At 66.0% G+C, this 18,622-nt stretch carries 19 protein-coding genes; 4 read left to right on the forward strand and 15 right to left on the reverse strand.

The features are described from left to right. Position 1: 1 nt before the first annotated feature. The 10 genes from GU927_RS02640 to rlmJ form a co-directional block, all read right to left on the reverse strand. Positions 2–1,357 carry a glutamine synthetase family protein gene (locus GU927_RS02640; protein WP_161760813.1) on the reverse strand — a complete coding sequence of 452 codons (1,356 nt, stop codon included), beginning with the start codon at positions 1,355–1,357 and terminating at the stop codon, positions 2–4. Positions 1,358–1,398: 41 nt separating this feature from the next. After that, positions 1,399–2,079, reverse strand: a complete 681-nt coding sequence (locus GU927_RS02645; protein ID WP_161760814.1) for a type 1 glutamine amidotransferase — start codon at positions 2,077–2,079, stop codon at positions 1,399–1,401. 94 nt (positions 2,080–2,173) lie between these two features. Beyond that, on the reverse strand, positions 2,174–3,511 hold the full coding sequence (locus GU927_RS02650; RefSeq protein WP_161761106.1) for a glutamine synthetase family protein: 1,338 nt from the start codon (positions 3,509–3,511) through the stop codon (positions 2,174–2,176). A gap of 149 nt (positions 3,512–3,660) precedes the next feature. Beyond that, positions 3,661–4,488: an ABC transporter permease gene (locus tag GU927_RS02655; protein WP_161760815.1), complete on the reverse strand. Its 828-nt coding sequence runs from the start codon at positions 4,486–4,488 to the stop codon at positions 3,661–3,663. Between the two features lie 9 nt (positions 4,489–4,497). Further along, positions 4,498–5,382 (reverse strand): ABC transporter permease, encoded by an 885-nt coding sequence (locus GU927_RS02660; protein ID WP_161760816.1) that lies wholly within the window; start codon positions 5,380–5,382, stop codon positions 4,498–4,500. Positions 5,383–5,421: 39 nt separating this feature from the next. Further along, entirely contained in the window at positions 5,422–6,153 is a 732-nt protein-coding gene (locus GU927_RS02665) for a transporter substrate-binding domain-containing protein (protein WP_161760817.1), read from the reverse strand. A gap of 44 nt (positions 6,154–6,197) precedes the next feature. Beyond that, positions 6,198–6,977 (reverse strand): ABC transporter ATP-binding protein, encoded by a 780-nt coding sequence (locus GU927_RS02670; protein ID WP_217765511.1) that lies wholly within the window; start codon positions 6,975–6,977, stop codon positions 6,198–6,200. Positions 6,978–7,081: 104 nt separating this feature from the next. Continuing rightward, on the reverse strand, positions 7,082–7,849 hold the full coding sequence (locus GU927_RS02675) for a phosphate/phosphite/phosphonate ABC transporter substrate-binding protein (RefSeq protein WP_161760818.1): 768 nt from the start codon (positions 7,847–7,849) through the stop codon (positions 7,082–7,084). After that, complete coding sequence (locus tag GU927_RS02680; protein ID WP_161760819.1) at positions 7,846–8,295, reverse strand: tellurite resistance TerB family protein; 450 nt, start codon at positions 8,293–8,295, stop codon at positions 7,846–7,848. Before GU927_RS02680 ends, GU927_RS02675 begins: the two co-directional genes overlap by 4 nt. A gap of 70 nt (positions 8,296–8,365) precedes the next feature. Beyond that, on the reverse strand, positions 8,366–9,151 hold the full coding sequence (gene rlmJ, locus GU927_RS02685) for a 23S rRNA (adenine(2030)-N(6))-methyltransferase RlmJ (RefSeq protein ID WP_161760820.1): 786 nt from the start codon (positions 9,149–9,151) through the stop codon (positions 8,366–8,368). Positions 9,152–9,332: 181 nt separating this feature from the next. Between rlmJ and GU927_RS02690 the strand changes: the two genes are divergently transcribed. Next, the gene (locus tag GU927_RS02690) at positions 9,333–9,995 is read left to right on the forward strand and encodes a TerC family protein (protein ID WP_161760821.1); all 663 of its coding nucleotides are present in this window, start codon (positions 9,333–9,335) and stop codon (positions 9,993–9,995) included. A 168-nt stretch (positions 9,996–10,163) separates the two neighbouring features. Here the strand turns inward: GU927_RS02690 and GU927_RS02695 are convergent, their stop codons facing one another. The 3 genes from GU927_RS02695 to GU927_RS02705 form a co-directional block, all read right to left on the reverse strand. After that, positions 10,164–11,807 carry a CTP synthase gene (locus tag GU927_RS02695; protein WP_161760822.1) on the reverse strand — a complete coding sequence of 548 codons (1,644 nt, stop codon included), beginning with the start codon at positions 11,805–11,807 and terminating at the stop codon, positions 10,164–10,166. A gap of 158 nt (positions 11,808–11,965) precedes the next feature. After that, on the reverse strand, positions 11,966–12,352 hold the full coding sequence (secG, locus tag GU927_RS02700) for a preprotein translocase subunit SecG (RefSeq protein ID WP_161760823.1): 387 nt from the start codon (positions 12,350–12,352) through the stop codon (positions 11,966–11,968). A 65-nt stretch (positions 12,353–12,417) separates the two neighbouring features. Beyond that, positions 12,418–12,795 (reverse strand): VOC family protein, encoded by a 378-nt coding sequence (locus GU927_RS02705; RefSeq protein WP_161760824.1) that lies wholly within the window; start codon positions 12,793–12,795, stop codon positions 12,418–12,420. 182 nt (positions 12,796–12,977) lie between these two features. Between GU927_RS02705 and GU927_RS02710 the strand changes: the two genes are divergently transcribed. Beyond that, positions 12,978–14,270 carry an adenylosuccinate synthase gene (locus GU927_RS02710; RefSeq protein WP_161760825.1) on the forward strand — a complete coding sequence of 431 codons (1,293 nt, stop codon included), beginning with the start codon at positions 12,978–12,980 and terminating at the stop codon, positions 14,268–14,270. A gap of 12 nt (positions 14,271–14,282) precedes the next feature. Further along, on the forward strand, positions 14,283–14,516 hold the full coding sequence (locus tag GU927_RS02715) for a DUF2842 domain-containing protein (RefSeq protein ID WP_161760826.1): 234 nt from the start codon (positions 14,283–14,285) through the stop codon (positions 14,514–14,516). Positions 14,517–14,603: 87 nt separating this feature from the next. On the opposite strand, the gene GU927_RS02720 is transcribed toward GU927_RS02715, so the two are convergent. After that, the gene (locus GU927_RS02720; protein ID WP_161760827.1) at positions 14,604–16,895 is read right to left on the reverse strand and encodes a hypothetical protein; all 2,292 of its coding nucleotides are present in this window, start codon (positions 16,893–16,895) and stop codon (positions 14,604–14,606) included. A 140-nt stretch (positions 16,896–17,035) separates the two neighbouring features. On the opposite strand from GU927_RS02720, the gene GU927_RS02725 reads away from it, so the two are divergent. Then, complete coding sequence (locus GU927_RS02725; protein WP_161760828.1) at positions 17,036–17,749, forward strand: thiamine diphosphokinase; 714 nt, start codon at positions 17,036–17,038, stop codon at positions 17,747–17,749. Here GU927_RS02725 and GU927_RS02730 read toward each other — a convergent pair. Continuing rightward, entirely contained in the window at positions 17,676–18,611 is a 936-nt protein-coding gene (locus GU927_RS02730; RefSeq protein WP_161760829.1) for a DMT family transporter, read from the reverse strand. The two genes, GU927_RS02725 and GU927_RS02730, sit on opposite strands and share 74 nt — an antisense overlap. Between the last annotated feature and the right edge of the window lie 11 nt (positions 18,612–18,622).

Here is an 18,622-nt window from a genome sequence, read left to right on the forward strand (position 1 = left end):
GTCACACGTTCAGCAGAAGATGCTCGCGCTCCCACGGGCTGATGACCTGCAGGAATTCCTTGTATTCGTTGCGCTTCACGCTGTCATAGACGTTGCAGAACTCCACCCCCAGCGCCTCGCGCAGGGCGGCGTCCTCTTCCAGCAGGTCCAGCGCATCGCCAAGGTTGTAGGGCAGGTCGGTTTCCATGTTATAGGCGTCCTGCGTGCATTCCGCGCGGGGCATCTTGCCCGCCTTCAACCCCAGATAGCCGCAGGCAAGGCTGGCCGCGATGCCGAGGTAAGGGTTGCAATCCATCCCCGCCAGACGGTTCTCCAGCCGCCGCGCCTCTGGTCCCGAAATCGGGACGCGCAGACCGGTCGTGCGGTTGTCGCGGCCCCATTCCAGATTGATCGGCGCGGCGAAGTCCGGCACGTAACGGCGATAGCTGTTGACGTAAGGTGCCAGCAGCGCCACGGCGGCCGGAAGATGCGTCTGCATGCCTGCGATGAAATGCATGAATTCCGGCGTCTCGCCGCCCTTGCGGTCGGAAAAGATGTTCTTGCCGGTCTTCTTGTCCACCACCGAATGGTGGATATGCATCGCGCTGCCCGGTTCGCCCTCGATCGGCTTGGCCATGAAGGTGGCGAAACAGTCATGCCGCAGCGCCGCCTCGCGGATCAGGCGCTTGAAGAAGAAGATTTCATCCGCCAGCGCGACGGGGTCGCCATGGGCAAGGTTGATTTCCACCTGCCCCGCGCCGCCTTCCTGCAGGATGCCGTCGATCTCGAACCCCTGCGCCTCGGCGAAGTCGTAGATGTCGTCGATCACCTTGCCATATTCGTCCACCGCGCTCATGGAATAGGCCTGTTTGCCCGCCGCGCGGCGGCCCGACCGGCCCATGGGCGGGATGATCGGCATGTTGGGGTCGATGTTGCGCGCGACGAGGAAGAATTCCATCTCGGGCGCGACGATGGGCTGCCAGCCCTCGGCGTTGTAAAGCTCCACGATCCGCTTCAGCACGTTGCGCGGCGCTGTGGGGACGGGGCGGCCCGCCTGATCCTCGGCATCATGGATGACCTGCAACGTCACATCCGCCGTCCACGGCGCGGCGGTGGCCGTGCTGAAATCCGGCACGAGGATCATGTCCGGTTCGGTGAACGACCCCGCCGGATTGTCCGCCCATTCCCCCGTGATCGTCTGAAGGAAGATCGAATTCGGCAGGAAGTAATTGGCCTGCTTGGCGAATTTCGAGGCGGGCATCGCCTTGCCCCGCGCCACGCCGGCGATGTCGGCGATGATGCATTCCACCTCGTCCACGCGGCGGCCTGCGATGAATTCGCGCGCTGCCTCGGGCAGTTTCTCGGTCCATTTGGACATGTGTCACACTATGTTTTTGCGGTTGCCCGCGCGGCCCATGATCAGGCGCGCGGTTCCTTGAAGAAGGCGGCAATACGGCCCGCCATGGTCCTGTCCTGGATGGGCAGCGACAGACGGGCGGCGGCCTCTGCCATCACCTCGTCGGGCACCAGACCCTTGCCCCGCGTCCTCATCAACCCATCGACGAATTCGGGGCGGAATTCGGGATGGGCCTGCACCGTCAAGGCGCGGTCGTCATAGATCAGCGCCGCATTGGTGCAGAAATCGTTGGTGGCGATCACCCGCGCCCCTTCGGGCACCTTGACCACCTGATCGCGGTGCCACGCGTTCAGCCGCAGGGTTTCGCCGCCGAAATCATACTCGGTCGCCCCCACCGCCCAGCCGCCTGCATGGCGTTCGACCTTGCCGCCCATGGCCTGCGCCACGATCTGGTGGCCAAAGCAGATGCCCACCACCGGCACCCGCGCCGCAAAGGCGTCGCGGATGAACTGCTCCAGCGGCGGGATCCACGGATGGTCCTCATAGACCCCGTGCCGCGATCCGGTGATCAGCCAGCCGTCGGCATCGTGGACGCTGGCCGGAAACTCCTCCTCCACCACGCGCCACGTGCGGAAGGTGAAGCCGTGCCCGTCCAGCAGGCGGGCGAACATGTCGGGATAATCCCCCATCTCGGGGGCCAGCGCCTCGGGCGCCAATCCGGTCTGAAGGATGCCGATCCGCATGTCCTGCCTGCCTGTCCGTTCCCTGAAAGGTAGTCACTTGGCCCTGCCTTGGGCAAGGGGGCCGAATTTTCTGGCGAAAATTCGGGCGCCCCGCTCAGACCGTGTCGAGGTACAGCTCCACCCGCTCGCTCTCGCTCAATTCCCCGATGTAATGCAGTTCCTGCCGCTTGGTGTGGATCAGGTTCTTGATCAGCTCGGGATGGATGAAGCGCGGCACGATGGTGGATTTTTCCAGCGCCTCGATCGCGCCCTCCCATGTGGCGGGGATCTGCGGCAGGTCTTCCATCGCATAGGCATTGCCGGTGATCGGCGCGGGCGGCTCCATCGCCTGCGTGATCCCGTCCAGTGCCGCGCCAAGGATGGCGGCCAGCATGAGATAGGGGTTCACGTCGCCCCCCGCCACGCGATGCTCGATCCGCCGCGCCGCCGGATTGCCCGCCGGAATCCGGATCGCGCCCGTGCGGTTCTCGTATCCCCAGCAGATGGCGGTGGGCGCGTGCTTGCCGGGCACCAGCCGTTCATAGCTGTTCTGGTGCGGCGCAAAGATCAGCGTGCTGTCATGCATCGCGTTCAGGCACCCTGCCACGGCCGATTTCAGCGTTGCCGTGCCCTTCGGACCGCCCGAGTCAAAGACGTTCTTGCCGTCCTCGTCCACCAGCGAGAAATGCGTATGCAGGCCCGAGCCGGAATATTCCGGATAGGGTTTCGCCATGAAACTCGCGGCAAAGCCGTGCCGCCGCGCCAGACCCTTGACCAGCATCTTGAACAGCCACGCATCATCGGCGGCGCGCAGGGCGTCGTCGCAATGCATCAGGTTCACCTCGAACTGGCCCAACCCCGTTTCCGACGTGGTCGTGTCGGCGGGAATGTCCATCGCCTCGCAGGCGTCATAAAGATCGGTGAAGAAGGTGTCGAAGGCATCCAGCGCGCGGATCGACAGCGTCTCTGCCGCCTTCCGGCGCTTGCCCGAACGGGGGCTGGGCGGAACCTGCAGGGTCTTGCCGGAATCGTCGATCAGGAAGAATTCCAGCTCCATCGCCACCACGGGCGTCAGGCCGCGTTCCTTGAACTTCTCCACCACCGCGCGCAGGGCGTGGCGGGGGTCGCCCTCATAGGGCGTGCCATTCTCGCGGAACATCCAGATCGGCAGCAGCGCGGTCGGCGCCTCCAGCCATGGCATGGGCATGAAGCCCCGCTCGGTCGGTTTCAGCACCCCGTCTTGATCGCCCTGTTCGAACACCAGCGGGCTGTCGTCGATATCCTCGCCCCAGATGTCGAGGTTCAGGACAGAGAAGGGGAACCGCGTCCCGTTCTTCGTCACGTTCTCTGCAAAGCGCGCCGGAATGCGCTTGCCGCGCGCCTGTCCGTTCAGGTCGGCAGCGGCCACGCGGATGGTCCGCACGTCCGGATGCTTCCTCAGCCAATCCTTCATCGTCATATGTTTTTCAGGCGGGGGAGCAGTTGCCCGGCCCCGATCCTTCCCCTGTGTTTCGACCCCATATCCACAGGGCCCCATGCCCCGCGCCGCCCGTCTGGCGGACCCGGAAACAGGTTCCGGGGAATTTGATCAAATATAGGCTACTATCGGATCAGTTGAGGACGCAAGCGAATTCTGCCGCGCATGTTTGACGGCAGGTGCCGGTTCAGATGCCTGTTCACGCGCCCAAAGACCCAGATCAAGAGCAGCGTCAGGCAGATGAAGTAGAAGCCGACGATGGGATAGGGGATGAAGGGGTTGAAGGTCTTGTCCGCAAAGTAGTTCGCGTAATAAAGCGCGTCGCCGCGCTGCTGGAACGCCGGAAAGCCCGAAAAGAACACCAGCGTCGTCGCATGGAACAGGAAGATCGCCTCGTTCGTATAGGCGGGCCAGCCAAGGCGCAGCATGGTCGGCCACAGGATGCGGCGGAACCGCGTCCAGCCGGTGATGCCATAGGCATCCGCCGCCTCCACATCCCCCTTGGGCACCGATTTCAGCGCGCCGTGGAAGATTTCCGCCGAATAGGCTGCCGTGTTCAGGAACAGCACGAACAGCGCCCCCGCCCATGCCTTCGTCGTCCATGATGTCGCGACCGTGATCCCCAGAACCTCGATCCCCGCCTTGGGCAGCAGGACCAGCATCTCGTAGGCAAGGAAGAACTGGATGAAGAGCGGCGATCCCCGGAACAGGAAGATGAACCATTCGGCCGGTTTGCGGAGCCACGGCGAATGCGCGGCCTTTGCCAGCGCCAGCGCATTGGCAAGGAAGAACCCGAACAGCAGCGCCAGCACGCCGAAATAAACGTTCCAGATCAGCCCCGACCCGATCAGCGTGAAATGCTGGCACAGCGTGAAGTCGTCGCGCGGCAAAAGCCGCTCGCCGATCCCGATGGACCGCAGGGCATAGGCCTGGATGGTCTCGATACAGGTCATTGCCACGGCCTATGCCCCCGCCTTGCGCAACTGCTCGCCGCCCAGCGTGGCCTGCCCGTGCGACAGGCGGCGCGTCAGGCGCGACAGGAAGATTTCCGACACGCGGGTGAAGGCAAGATAGAAGACCAGCAGGCCAAGGAAGTAGAACACCCGCCAGTCGCCATGCGGATAGGGGTTGTTCCCGCTCGTCTTGGCGCTGCCCAGTTCGCGCGCCCAATAGACGATGTCCTGTATCCCCAGCAGGAACAGCAGCGGCGTCGCCTTGATCAGGATGAGCCACAGGTTCGACAGGCCGGGCAGGGCATAGACCCACATCTGCGGCACGAGGATGCGGCGGAACACCTGCCGCTGCGTCATGCCATAGGCTTCGGCCGTTTCAAGCTGCGCGCGCGGCACCGCCTGCATCGCGCCGTAAAGGACGTTGGCTGCAAAGGCCCCGAAGACCAGCGCGAAGGTGAACACGGCCAGCGCGAAGGCATAGGCCGAATGCCAGATCGCCGAGGATGTCGCCAAGGGCACCTTGGCCGCCGCGCAGACCTTGAATTCCGACCCGTTCCAGACCGGCTGCGAAAGGTCGTCACAGACGAACAGGTGCTTGGCCCATTCCACGCCCTGATCCAGCGCGATGACGAAGAACAGGAAATAGACGATGTCGGGCACGCCCCGCACCGCCGCGATATAGCCCTTGCCGATCAGGGACAGCGGCGTCAGATGCGACCGCGCCGCCATAGCGCCGCCAAATCCGAAGGCCAGCGCCACGGGCGCCGTCACGGCCAGCAGCATCAGCACTGTCACGAAGGACCAATAGAAATTGAAATGCGTCCCCGTGGTCAGGTAGCAGCTCAGCCACGCAAGGCCGGACAGTTGGCTGGGATCGACGCAATATTCGAACATCTCTGGGCTGGGGCGGCCCGAAGGCCGCCCCCTTTTTCCTTAGAAGGTCTGGGTATCGTCGCCGAACCACTTCTTGAGCATGGTGTTCAGCGTGCCGTCATCCTTCATCGACTGGATGGCTGCGTTGATCTTTTCTTTCAGTTCAGTATCGGTTTCGCGCAGACCGACGCCGACCCCACCGCCAAGGGGTACTTCATTGGCCAGCACGACCAGTTCACCGTTGGAGTCGGCAGCGATCGGGGCCAGATAGTCCTTGTCGGCAAAGACCGCATCCGCCTCGCCGTTCTTCACGGCTGCCACGGTTTCGTCCGGCGTCGCGAATTCCAAGAGCGTCGCGCCCGACTCTGCCACATAGCCCGCCTGAATCGTGCCGGTCTGGGCCGACACCACCGCGCCTTCGCCGACATTCTGGTCGGCTGAAAGCGCAAGGTAGATCGACGCGGTCGGCGGGTAATAGTTCTGCGTGAAGTCGATGACTTCCTCGCGCTCTTCGGTGATCGACATGCCGGCCATGATCATGTCGTAGTTGCCCGACTGCAGGTTCGGGATGATCGAATCCCACGCGTTCTGCACGAATTCGCACTTCAGCTCGGCGCGCTTGCACAGCTCGTTGCCCAGCTCGATCTCGTAGCCGGTCAGTTCGCCGGTCGCCTGATCGATATAGTTGTAGGGCTCATAAGCGCCCTCGGTGCCGATCCGCACCACGTCCTGCGCCAGCGCGGCACCGGCCGTCAGCGCCATCACGGCGGTGGCAAGCATCATAGTCTTCATGGTCAAGCTCCCATCTTGGATTGTTATGCCCCTCGTGGCCCGTCTCAGGCGGTTGCCGACAGGAATCCGCGCAGACGCTCGGTCTGCGGGTTCCCGAACAGCCGCTCTGGCGGCCCTTCTTCCTCGATCCTGCCCTTGTGCAGGAAGATCACATGGTCCGACACATCGGCGGCCAGTTTCATGTCATGCGTCACAAGGATCATGGTCCGGCCTTCCTCGGCCAGCGCCTTGATGACCTTCACGACCTCCTGCTCCAGCTCCGGGTCCAGCGCCGATGTCGGTTCATCGAACAGCAGCGCCCGCGGTTCCATGCACAGCGCCCGCGCGATCGCCGCCCGCTGCTGCTGCCCGCCCGACAGTTGCGCGGGCCAGGCATCGGCCTTTTCCGCGATGCCCACCTTGGCCAGGTAGCCGCGCGCCGTCTGCTCCACCTCTTTCGGATCGCGGCGCAGCACCGTCACCGGTGCCTCCATCACGTTCTGCAGGATGGTCATGTGGGACCACAGGTTGAACTGCTGGAACACCATCGACAGGTTCGTGCGCATCCGCATCACCTGCGCCTTATCGGCGGGGTGGCGGTCCATCCCCTTGCCGCGCCAGCGCACCGCCTCGCCCTCGAACTCGATCTCGCCGTCTTGGCTTTCTTCCAGCAGGTTGCAGCAGCGCAGGAGCGTCGACTTCCCCGACCCCGACGACCCGATCAGCGACACGACATGTCCCTTGGGCGCGGTCAGGTCCACACCCTTCAACACCTCGAGCTGGCCATAGCTCTTGTGCAGGTTGCGGATGCGGATGACGGGCGTATCGTTCGGTGTTGCGGTCACGAGTCTGTGCAGGCTGATGATCTATGACGGACGAGTAAGGCGCAACGAACGGCGCTTTGCAACGCCCATTCGGTATAGCCGCCGCCGCGTCATGAACATTTTGATCAATTTTCTTGCGCGATCCGGTCAGGTGCGGGCGGGATCGGAACGGCAAGGTAATCCTCCGCCGCGATCCGCACGATGCCGCGCAGCCGCAGGCGGGCGCGGTCGGCCGGATCGAGCGCCGCGATGGCCTCGGCCACGGCATCATGGATGGCCGCCGCATCACGGCCCCGCGCGGTAATATAGGGCAGGGCGGGGGTCGGGTCGGTCGCTCCCACCACCTTCACGGCAGAGACATCCTCGAACTCCGAAATCAGTGACCATGTCAGCGCGTCGATGGCGGCCAGATCGGCCCGCCCCTCGGCCACCGCCATGAACGAGGCACGGTGCGACCCCGTCTCCACCCCCGCCACAAGGCGGATGCCCCGCGCCGCGGCATGGTTCACCGGCGCTGCCCATCCCGACTGCGACAGCCCGTCATTATAGGCCAGCCGCGCGCCGTCGAAGGCGGCGAAATCCCCGCGCGGATCGTCGGCCCGCGCGATCAGCACCGACCGGTAGTACCCTGCAGGACAGCCCTCGTTGCCGAAATCGGGCGTGCCCACCAGATCCACCCGCCCGTGCAGCCTTGCGCGATAGGGAAAGCCGCAGGTCTGCGACAGGACCAGCGCGGGGTCCTCCCATTGCGGCATCAGCACCGCATCCCCCCGCCGCAGCGCCTCGGGCGCGTCGATCCCGCGCGCCACCAACCCCTTGCGGATCAGCGCCCAGTAACGGTCCGTCTCGCCCCGCAATTCGGGGCGGTCATACATCGGCAACGACGCGATCATCCCCGTTCGGCCCCCCGTTCGGCCCGCTGCCGCGCCAGCCCCGACTCCACATCCGTCAACCCCAGAAGCGAGGCCACCATCCTCAGCAGCCGGTCCTCCTCGGCATCGCGCACCCCGTCGGCCAGCGCCACTTTCCACAACGCCTCCATCAGCGCGGCGCGATCCTCCACCGCCGTCGCGGATTTCAGCGCGCGGGTAAAGCGCACCGTGTCGGGCGCCACCGCCTCCAGCTCCTCCGCCTCGGCACGCAGCCTTGCCACCTCGAACGGGCCAAGCCCGTGATGCGCCATGAGGACGCGGTTGATATGTTCGACCTCCTCGGCGGAATACAGGCCGTCGGTCTTGGCCACGCGCACCAGCAGCGCCGCAAGGGCAAGGCGCGCATCGGGTTCGGGCAGTCGGGCGGGTTCGGGCGCGCTCAGGGCGCGAAGGATGGCTTGCAGCATGCGGCGCAGGATAGGCGGGCGCGGCGGGGGCGGCAAGACGGGGTCACGCAGCCGTGCTGCCCCGCCGCCCTCATCCCCTCGCGATCTCCGCGAAAATCCGGTCCAGCCGCGCGCATTCCGCCTCGATCCCGAAAGGCGCATTCAGCATCCACATGCCGCTGCCCACCATCCGGTGCCCGTCCCGCACCGGCGGAAAGCGGACCTCGTGCCGGACCGCCTGCGGATGCGCCTCCATCAGCGTCTCGAGCATCGGGCGGTGCGCCGCGTCAGTCAGGATCGGATACCACAGATAGACCAGCCCCACGTTCCACTTGCGCACCACCTGCGCGATGAATTTCGGGATCGTCTGGTAATCCGCCTTCACCTCGTAGGACGGATCAATCAGCAGCATCCCCCGCCGCGGTGTCGGCGGTGTGACCGCCAGCGCCATCTCGAACCCGTCCCGCTTCTGCACATGCGCGCCCCACGGCCCCAACAGCGCCACCAGCGCCGCATGTTCCTGCGGGTGCAGTTCCGCCAGATGCATCACGTCGCCCTCGCGCAGCGCCATCGCGGCCAGCACGGGCGATCCGGGATAGGCCGCCGCCCCGTGCAGCGCCCGCACCCCCGCCAGCGACCGCCGGTAGGGATGATCCGCCGGAAATCCGTTCTCGACCCGCGCGATGCCCTGCGCGGCCTCGCCCGTCTTTTCCGCCTCGGCACTGTCCAGCGCATAAAGCCCGCGCCCCGAATGCGTCTCGATATAGGACAGCGGCTTGTCCTTGCGCGTCAGATAATCCAGCGTCCAGCACAGCAGCGCGTGCTTCTGGACATCGGCAAGGTTTCCGGCGTGATAGCTGTGCTGATAGGAAAGCATCCCCCCGCCTAACCCGGAACCCCTGCGCGGCGCAACGCCTCCTGATGCGGCGGCGCTGCAAGGCGGGGCTTTTCTTCCAGCGCGACGAAGCGACCGGTTTACAGCTTACCCCCCGAGGCGTAGCCAGCCCCCAATGCACAGGGCCGCAAAGGCCGGGCCATACGCCACGAGGGACACGGAAATGCTGGAACTCTTCACCGCCGAAGGGCTGGGTGCCCTTGCTCAGGTGATTGCGATCGACCTCGTCCTTGCGGGCGACAATGCGGTCGTGATCGGCCTCGCCGCCGCCGGCCTGCCGCGCGAGCTTCGCACAAAGGCGATCCTTGTCGGCATCCTTGCCGCCACCCTGCTGCGGATATTCTTCGCGCTGATCACCACACAGCTGATGGCGGTCACCGGACTTGTCCTCGCGGGGGGCGTTCTGCTGCTCTGGGTCTGCTGGAAGATGTGGCGCGAACTGCGCGTCGGGCACGAGGCCGACGAACAAACCGCGCAAGAGGCCCTTGCCGATGCCGACCTGAACCGCGACGGAACCATCGCCCCCGCCCCGCGCAAGACCTTCCGTCAGGCCGCCATCCAGATCGTGGTGGCCGATGTGTCGATGAGCCTCGACAATGTCCTCGCCGTGGCCGGTGCCGCGCGGGAACATCCGTCCGTGCTGATCATCGGCCTTGCCCTGTCCATCGCGCTGATGGGCCTTGCCGCCAGTTTCATCGCCCGCCTTCTGGGCCGGTACCGCTGGATCGCCTATGTCGGACTGGCGATCATCCTCTATGTCGCGCTCAAGATGATCTGGGAGGGCTGGCACGAGGTCGGGCCCGCGATGGCCCACATGATGGGGTGACCCCGTCCGCCCTGCCGCGCGCCGATGGGACGTTGAAGAACGCATGGTTGCAACAGGCGATTTCTGACGCAGAAATCGCCACGGAATTTGACACAAATTCCGGTCACCCTCGGCTGCCGACCGATTTCTGCGTCAGAAATCGGCGCGAAATCTGCGTCAGATTTCGCCCTATACCAACCGGCTCACATCCACCGCCGCCCGCACGAAATCGGCAAACAGCGGATGGGGGGCAAAGGGCTTCGACTTCAGCTCGGGGTGGAACTGCACGCCGATGAACCACGGATGGTCCTTGACCTCCACGATCTCGGGCAACCGCCCGTCGGGCGACATGCCCGAAAAGATCAGCCCGCATTTCTCCAGCTTGTCGCGGTACTGGATGTCGACCTCGTAGCGGTGGCGGTGCCGCTCCTCGATCACCGGCGCGCCATAGACGCCTGCCACACGCGACCCGTCCTTCAGATGCGCGGTATAGGCCCCCAGACGCATCGTGCCGCCCTTGTCATCGGTCAGCTTGCGCGCCACGACATGGTTGCCCTGCACCCATTCCTTCAGGTGATAGACGACCGGCGTGAACCGCTTTTCGCCCGCCTCGTGGTCGAATTCCTCGGACCCTGCGTTCTTCACACCGGCAAGGTTCCGCGCCGCCTCGATCACCGCCATCTGCATGCCAAGGCAGATGCCCAGATAGGGAATCTTCTTCTCGCGCGCGAATTGCGCGGCCTTGATCTTGCCTTCCGTCCCCCGTTCGCCGAAGCCGCCGGGCACGAGGATGGCGTGGAAATTCTCCAGCCACGGCGCCGGATCCTCGCGCTCGAAGATCTCGGCATCGATCCATTCGGCGCGCACCTTCGTCCGGTTCGCCATGCCGCCATGGGTCAGCGCCTCGGCGATCGACTTATAGGCATCCTCCAGCTGCGTGTACTTGCCCACGATGGCCACCCGCACCTCGCCCTCGGCATGGGTCAGGCGGTCCATCACATCTTCCCAGCGCGCAAGGTTGGGCTTGGGCGCGGGCGTGATGCCAAAGGCATCCAGCACCGCCTGATCCAGCCCCGCGCGGTGATAGGCAAGCGGCGCCTCGTAGATGGTTTTCAGGTCATAGGCCGGAATGACCGCATCCTTCCGCACGTTGCAGAACAGCGCGATCTTCTCGCGCTCGCGGTCGGGGATCGGATGTTCGGACCGGCAGACCAGAACGTCGGGCGCCAGACCGATCGATTGCAGCTCCTTCACCGAATGCTGCGTGGGCTTCGTCTTCAACTCCCCGCTCGCCGCCAGATAGGGCAGCAGCGTCAGGTGCATCAGGATCGACTGGCCGCGCGGGCGTTCGTGGATGAACTGGCGGATCGCCTCGAAGAAGGGCAGCCCCTCGATGTCGCCCACCGTGCCGCCGATCTCGCACAGCATGAAATCGACCTCGTCATCCCCGATCCGCAGGAAATTCTTGATCTCGTTGGTGACGTGCGGGATCACCTGGATCGTCTTGCCAAGGTAATCCCCCCGCCGCTCCTTCTCCAGCACGTTGGAATAGATCCGGCCCGACGAGATGGAATCCGTCTGCCGCGCCGAAACGCCGGTAAAGCGTTCGTAATGGCCAAGGTCCAGATCGGTTTCCGCCCCGTCATCGGTGACGAAGACCTCGCCATGCTCGAACGGCGACATCGTGCCGGGATCGACGTTCAGATAGGGGTCCAGCTTCCGCAGCCGCACCGTATAGCCCCGCGCCTGCAACAGCGCCCCCAGCGCGGCCGAGGCCAACCCCTTGCCAAGGGACGAGACCACGCCGCCAGTGATGAAGATATAGCGTGCCAAGGTGGGTCTCCCGTGAATTCGTGTCGCTAGGGGCGATCCGATTCGCCCGCAGGGAATCGCATCATCACGGGAGTTAAGCTGTAACGCAGGATCGCCCTGCGCGCAACCGGACCGCTAGATGCAGTCCCGCCCGTGGCATTTCAGTCAATACGTGGTGGTCAGTCGTTCGCAGCCGGCGGCGTTGCAGGCGCATCCGCAGCCGGCGGGGCCAGCGGCGCATCTGCCGGAGCGGGCGGCAGCAGGTCGGACCCTGCCGGTGCCTCGCCCTCTTGCGCGGCCGGAGCATCGGCCCCGATCTGGTCGAGGACCGAGGCCGAATCCGCCTTGCGCGCCGCCATGATCGTCAGCGTGAGCGAGGTCACGATGAAAGCCGCAGCAAAGATCCAAGTCAGTTTCTGCAGCGCGGTCGACGCACCGCGTCCGGTCATCACCGAATTGCCGCCGCCGCCCATGCCCAGACCGCCGCCTTCGGACCGCTGCAGCAGCACGACGCCGACCAGCAGCAGGGCAAGGATCAGGTGGATGGTAAGGACGACGTTTTCCATAAGGGCGCTTTCCGGAACTGACGCGCCTATCTAGGCGCAAGCCGGATAGGGCGCAAGTGGGCGCGTCATTCCTCGCAGACGGCCGACAGCTTGTTGCCGTCGGGATCGCGCACGTAACAGGCATAGAAGGACGCCCCGAAGGGCCGCAGACCCGGCGCGCCCTCGTCCGTCCCGCCATGCACCAGCGCCGCGCGGTGGAAGGCATCGACCGCCGCGCGGCTGTCGGCCACCAGCGCGGGCATCGACCCGTTGCCAACCGTGGCCGGTTTCCCGTCGAAGGGCCGCGTCACCCACAGCCTGCACCGCACATCCCCCGGCGCGGCATAACCCGCCTCCGTCTCCAGCGTCCGCGCCCGCACCAGACCCAGCGTCGCCATGACGGGATCATAAAAGCGGATCGCGCGATCCAGATCGTTGGTGCCAAGCGTGATGTACAGGAACATGCCCGCCACCCTGCCGCCGCCCCGCGCCCGCCGCAAGGTGCAAATTCCTTCGGGGAAACCTGCAAATCCGTTCCGACGAATTTGCTCCCCACCCCCGCCGCCGCGACCTTTTCCCCGTTTCCATCCCCCCATGACCCCGCTATAGGACGCACGGTTTCACCGGACCGAAAAGGACAGTCCCGATGGCAAACGTGGTGGTCGTGGGCGCCCAGTGGGGCGACGAGGGCAAGGGCAAGATCGTCGACTGGCTGTCGGAGCGCGCCGACATCGTCGCCCGCTTCCAGGGCGGCCACAATGCGGGCCATACGCTGGTCATCGACGGCAACGTCTACAAGCTCTCGCTTCTGCCCTCGGGCATCGTGCGCGGCGGCAAGCTGTCGGTCATCGGCAACGGCGTTGTGCTCGACCCCTGGGCGCTGCTCTCGGAGATCGACAAGCTGCGCGGCCAAGGTGTCGACGTCTCGCCCGAAAGCCTGATGATCGCGGAAAACACCCCCCTCATCCTGCCCGTCCATGGCGAGCTTGACCGCGCCCGCGAGGGGCAGGTGGGCGTGGCCAAGATCGGCACCACCGGCCGCGGCATCGGCCCGGCCTATGAGGACAAGGTCGGTCGCCGCAGCATCCGCGTGGCCGATCTTGCGGACGAGGCGACGCTTGACCTGCGCATCGGCCGCCTGCTGACCCATCACAACGCGCTCCGCGCGGGCCTCGGCCTTGACCCCATCGACGCCGCCGCGCTCAAGGCGCAGCTCCTCGACGTCGCGCCGCAAATCCTGCCTTATGCCAAACCCGTCTGGAAAGTGCTGACCGAGGCGCGCCGCGCCGGCAAGCGCATCCTCTTCGAAGGCGCGCAAGGTTCCCTCCTCGACGTGGATTTCGGCACCTATCCTTACGTCACCTCCTCCAACACGCTGGCCGGCATGGCCGCCACCGGCACGGGCCTTGGCCCCACCGCGGTGGATTTCGTCCTCGGCATCGTCAAGGCCTACACGACCCGCGTGGGCGAAGGCCCGTTCCCCACCGAACTCTTCGACGCCGACGGCGAACGCCTTGGCGAGCGCGGCCATGAATTCGGCACCGTCACGGGGCGCAAGCGCCGCTGCGGCTGGTTCGACGCGGTGCTGGTGCGCCAGACCTGCGCCACCTCGGGCGTCTCGGGCATCGCGCTGACCAAGCTTGACGTGCTGGACGGGTTCAGGACGCTGAAGATCTGCACGGGCTACGAACTGGACGGCCAGCGGCTCGACTATCTGCCCACCGCCGCCAACCTGCAGGCCCGCGTCACCCCGATCTACGAGGAAATGGAAGGCTGGACCGAATCCACCGCAGGCGCCCGCTCTTGGGCCGACCTGCCGGGGGCGGCGATCAAATATGTCCGCCGGATCGAGGAATTGATCCAGTGCCCGGTCGCGCTACTTTCCACCTCGCCGGAACGCGATGACACCATCCTCGTGACGGACCCCTTCGCCGACTGACGAAAGGCCCCCATGACGCTTGGCTACAAGACCCGCCGCCGCCTGTCGCTCCTGATCCTGCTGGTCGGGCTGCCGCTTTACATCGTGGTGGCGGTCAATGTGGTGGGCCTCTTCGACCGCCCGCCGATCTGGCTGGAGCTTCTGGTCTATGTGGGCCTCGGCATCCTCTGGGCGCTGCCTTTCAAGGCGGTGTTCAAGGGTGTGGGACAGGCCGACCCCGACGCGCCGGACCGGAACGACGACTGACGCGCAGACAGAAAAAGGCGGACCCGCAAAGGTCCGCCTTTTCCCTGGGGCCCGAGTGGCAGCTCCCGGCCCGCGATCCCTTTGCGCCTATCCGGCGATCTTGCGCGCCTCGGCCAGATAGGCCGATCCGTCCGACAGGGTGAACAGGCCGCGCCGCACCTTGGCGATGCGCCCGTCGCGCAGCAAGGTGCCAAAGCTGCGAAGCCCGTCCTCGCGTTGCAGCGTGCCGCCCGGCATCACGGCACTCACGCGGCGCATCAGTTGTGGACGGCTGAACTGCGGCAGGCCCTCGACACCCGCCAGATAGGCCGCCGATGCCTCCAGCACCTCTTCCAGCGACTGCGCGCCCACCTTTTCGACAAATTCGGCAAAGCCTTGCGGCACGGCGGCGACATCCGCCGCCCCCGTCTGATCGTCCTCGTCCTCTTCCTCTTCCATGGCAAGCTGGGCAATCTCGCCCGCAGCGCGCAGTCCGCCCATGGCCGCCGTCACGCGGCGCGGGCGGATCGGGCCGGCCGCGGCAGAGGGCTGGGCCGTGGGAAGGGCGCGCGGCCGGTCGATCCGCTGCTCGGACACCAGAACCAGCGGGGCAGGGCGGTCGCCCGACGGTGCCGCGGTCGTCGCGCCACGACCCGGCAGGGCGGATTTCACCACCCGCGCCAGATCGTCGCGATAGCGCGCCAGCCGCGACACCGTCGCCGTATCATTCGCGGCCTCGCCCGTCACCTTGCGCTCGGCCACGGTCGCGGCGACGGCGGCCTTCAGATGGGCAATCGCCGACTGGCGGCGCTTGATGTCGCTGCCCTCCATTTCGGTATCGGTCTGCTGCATCAGCCGACCCAGCGCCTCGTCCGCCGACGGCCCGTCAAAGCCCCGTCGCGATTCCTGCTGGATCACAAGGCGCGAAACCTCGTCGGGCGTATCCGCCACGATATCCTGATCATTCGCGCGCAGTGCGGCCAACTCGCGCTGCAACTCCGCCTCGTCCTCGGCCGAAAGCAGGGCTTCGATGCCGGCGGCTGCGGTCTCCTCGGCCACAACGGGCGCGGCCTTGGCGGGTGCAGGCTCGTCCTCCACCTCGGCAAAGATCGACAGGGGCGCGGCTTCGGCCTCCGGATCGGGTTCGCCACGGCGGATGCGGATCACCCGCGCCCGCGCCCGCTGCGCCTTTTCCACCGCACCGGGGCGGGTTTCCGTCGCGACCGATGTCTCGCCGGCGTCGATGGCGGGGATTTCGTCCGCCGCGTCCGGAACCGTCTCTCCGGCGGGGGGATGGGCAAGACCCTCGATCACCCCGGCGGGCACAGGCTCCTCTGCATCCGCATCTTGCAGGTCATCGGCGACCGCGTCCACCTCCGCAAGCTCTGCCTGAGAGGGCGCGACAGGGGCCGCGTCCTGCGGGGCCGCCGCCATATCGTCCAGACCGCCGATCGCTGCCAGCAGCGCCGCGTCATCCTCTGCCGACCCGTCCTCGGCCACATCCGGCAGGGAAACAGGGGCAGGGGCGGCCAGCTCGGCCATGTCAGGCTCGGACGACACGCCTTCGCCCTCATCCGCCCCGATCGCCTCTTCCGCCGATGCTGCCAAAGCAGCCAGAACCGAACCGGGCAACGCGTCCGCCGCCTCGCCAAGGTCGGTCTCCTCGGGCAGGACGGGCGCGGGTCGCGCCTCTGCCGCCTCATCCGCCGCCAGCGCAAGCGCCAGATCATCGGTCAGAGCCAGCCCCTCCTCCGGCGCATCGCCGGACCATGCCTCTGGCAGATAATCCTCGTCCGCCGTCTCCGCCGCGGCAATCCCCTCTGCCGCCGTGGCGGCCGGTTCTTCCGGCCGGGTCGTGGCCACCAGATCGGAAACGTCATCCTCGACATAATCCGGAATGGCAAAGCTCACCGCGGGCATCGTCACGGCAGGCGGCTGCACCGCAGGCTGTGCCGCCACTTCCGACCGCAGGCGCGACAGCTTTTCCGCCACCGTCTCGGCCATCGCGGCCGAAGCGGGCTGCACCGCCGGTGCTTCAGGCTGCACGACCGGCGCTGAGACCGGCGCCGCCACGGCCGCGACCGGATCGGCCGCCACCGCCGGTACCGCTGCAACCGGCACCGGCGCGGCCAAAGGCTCCGCCCCGTCCGAGGCGCGCAGCACCACGCCGTTTTCCTGTATCTTCGCCTCGACCCTGCGCTGGATCTCGCGCTCGGCGATCCGGTGCAGCATCGCGGCATCCGGTGTCGGCGGTTCGGCCCCGAAATACCGGTCCCCTGCCGCGAGGTCGCGGAAGTATTCGGCAATCGCCTTCATCGTGTTGAAGGGATCGTCGAACCCTTCAAGGGTACAGGAGAAGGTCCCGTATGAGACCGTAAGAATCTTACTCGCCCCGTTCATCGGATGCTCGCTTTGCCCAGGTTCGGTGTCCCAAACTTGCCGTTGTCCTGATCCTTTTCATGGACAGATGGGGGTAATTTGAAGGATTGATTATGGCCCACGAACGCTCGATTTGCCTCAATTCGGAAAACAGTATCGCCATGAACGCCCCCATTGTCGAATCTTCCGGTGGGGTCACGCTTGTCGGCGGCGGTCCCGTCTCGCGCGCCGAATTCCGCCTTGCCCTTGCCCGCGCCCCAAGGATTCTTGCCGCAGACGGCGGGGCGGACCGCGCCTTGGCGGCCGGATACAGGCCCGACGCCGTGGTGGGCGATTTCGATTCGATCTCGGACATGGCGCGCGCGGCCCTTTCTGGACGTCTGTTCCCTATCGCGGAACAATTGACGACAGATTTCGACAAGGCGTTACGGTCCGTAGCCGCCCCCTTCACGCTGGCACTGGGATTCGCGGGGGCCAGAATCGATCACGGACTGGCCGTGTTCAACGCGCTCGTCCGCCATCCCGACCGGCGCTGCATCGTCATCGGCCCGCGCGACGTGGTGTTCCACGCCCCGCCACGGCTCGACCTGTCGCTGCGCGCGGGCGACCGGCTGTCGCTCTTTCCCATGGCCGCCGTGACGGGGCGCAGCACGGGGCTCGAATGGCCCATCGACGGGCTGGCCTTCGCGCCCGACGGCATGATCGGCACCTCGAACCGCGTCAGCGCCCCCCGCGTGCGGCTGGACTTCGACGGGTCGGGGATGCTCGTGATCCTGCCCCGCGCGCGGCTTGACGCGGCGCTCAGATCGCTTCTGGGGCCGGATTGGCAGCCGCCCGCCGCTTCGCCTTTGCCCCGATCCGCTCGCGGTGGATGATGTAAAGCCCCGAGGACACGATCACCACGATCCCCGCCCATGTCATCGCGTTCGGGAAATCCCCGAAGATCAGATAGCCCAGCGCCACCGCCGCCACGATCTCCGTATAGTGCAGCGGTGCCAGCGTGGCCGAAGGCGCGAATTTCAGCGCATAGGTCATGCACATGTGGCTGACCCCCGCCCAGAACCCGACCCCGAACAGCCACAGCCAGTTCAGCCCCGCAGGCATCACCGGATCCAACTCGCCCCAGCCCGTCCCGTCAAAGACGACCATCAGCGGCACGCAGATCACGATCCCCGCCAGCGAGGTATGAAGCTGCATCGTAACGGGATGCATATAGGCCGCCATCGCCCGCGTCACGAGCATGTAGAAGGCAAAGAAGAACGCCGTCCCCAGCGGCCACAGCGCCACATAGCCAAAGGCCGCCAGCGACGGCTGGATCACCAGCAGCGCGCCCCCGAAACCCACCGCGCTCGCCGCGATCCGGCGCGGGCCAACCTCGTCGCCAAAAATCAGGCTGCCAAGGATCAGCAGGATGAACGGCTCCACAAAGGCGATGGCCAGTGCATCGGCAACCGGCATCACCTCGATCCCCGACACGAAGGAAAAGGTGGACAGGATCAGGAACACCGCCCGCAGGAAGACAAAGCCCAGCACCCGCGGGCTGACCGCCCATGGCAGATGCATCCACAGCACCACGGGCAGCATCAGCGCGCCCTGCACGACAAAGCGCGCAGCGGTGATCTGGCCGACGGGAATGCCATTCTCCGCCGCCAGCTTGGATGCGACATCCAGAAGCGGCGCCAGCGCGCAGAAGGCAAGCATCAAGACGATGCCGGGGAAGGTGCGGTCCTGTGTCATGCCACCGGCCT

Origin of the sequence: Paragemmobacter amnigenus (genome assembly GCF_009908265.2) — a bacterium.
Lineage (GTDB): Bacteria > Pseudomonadota > Alphaproteobacteria > Rhodobacterales > Rhodobacteraceae > Paragemmobacter > Paragemmobacter amnigenus.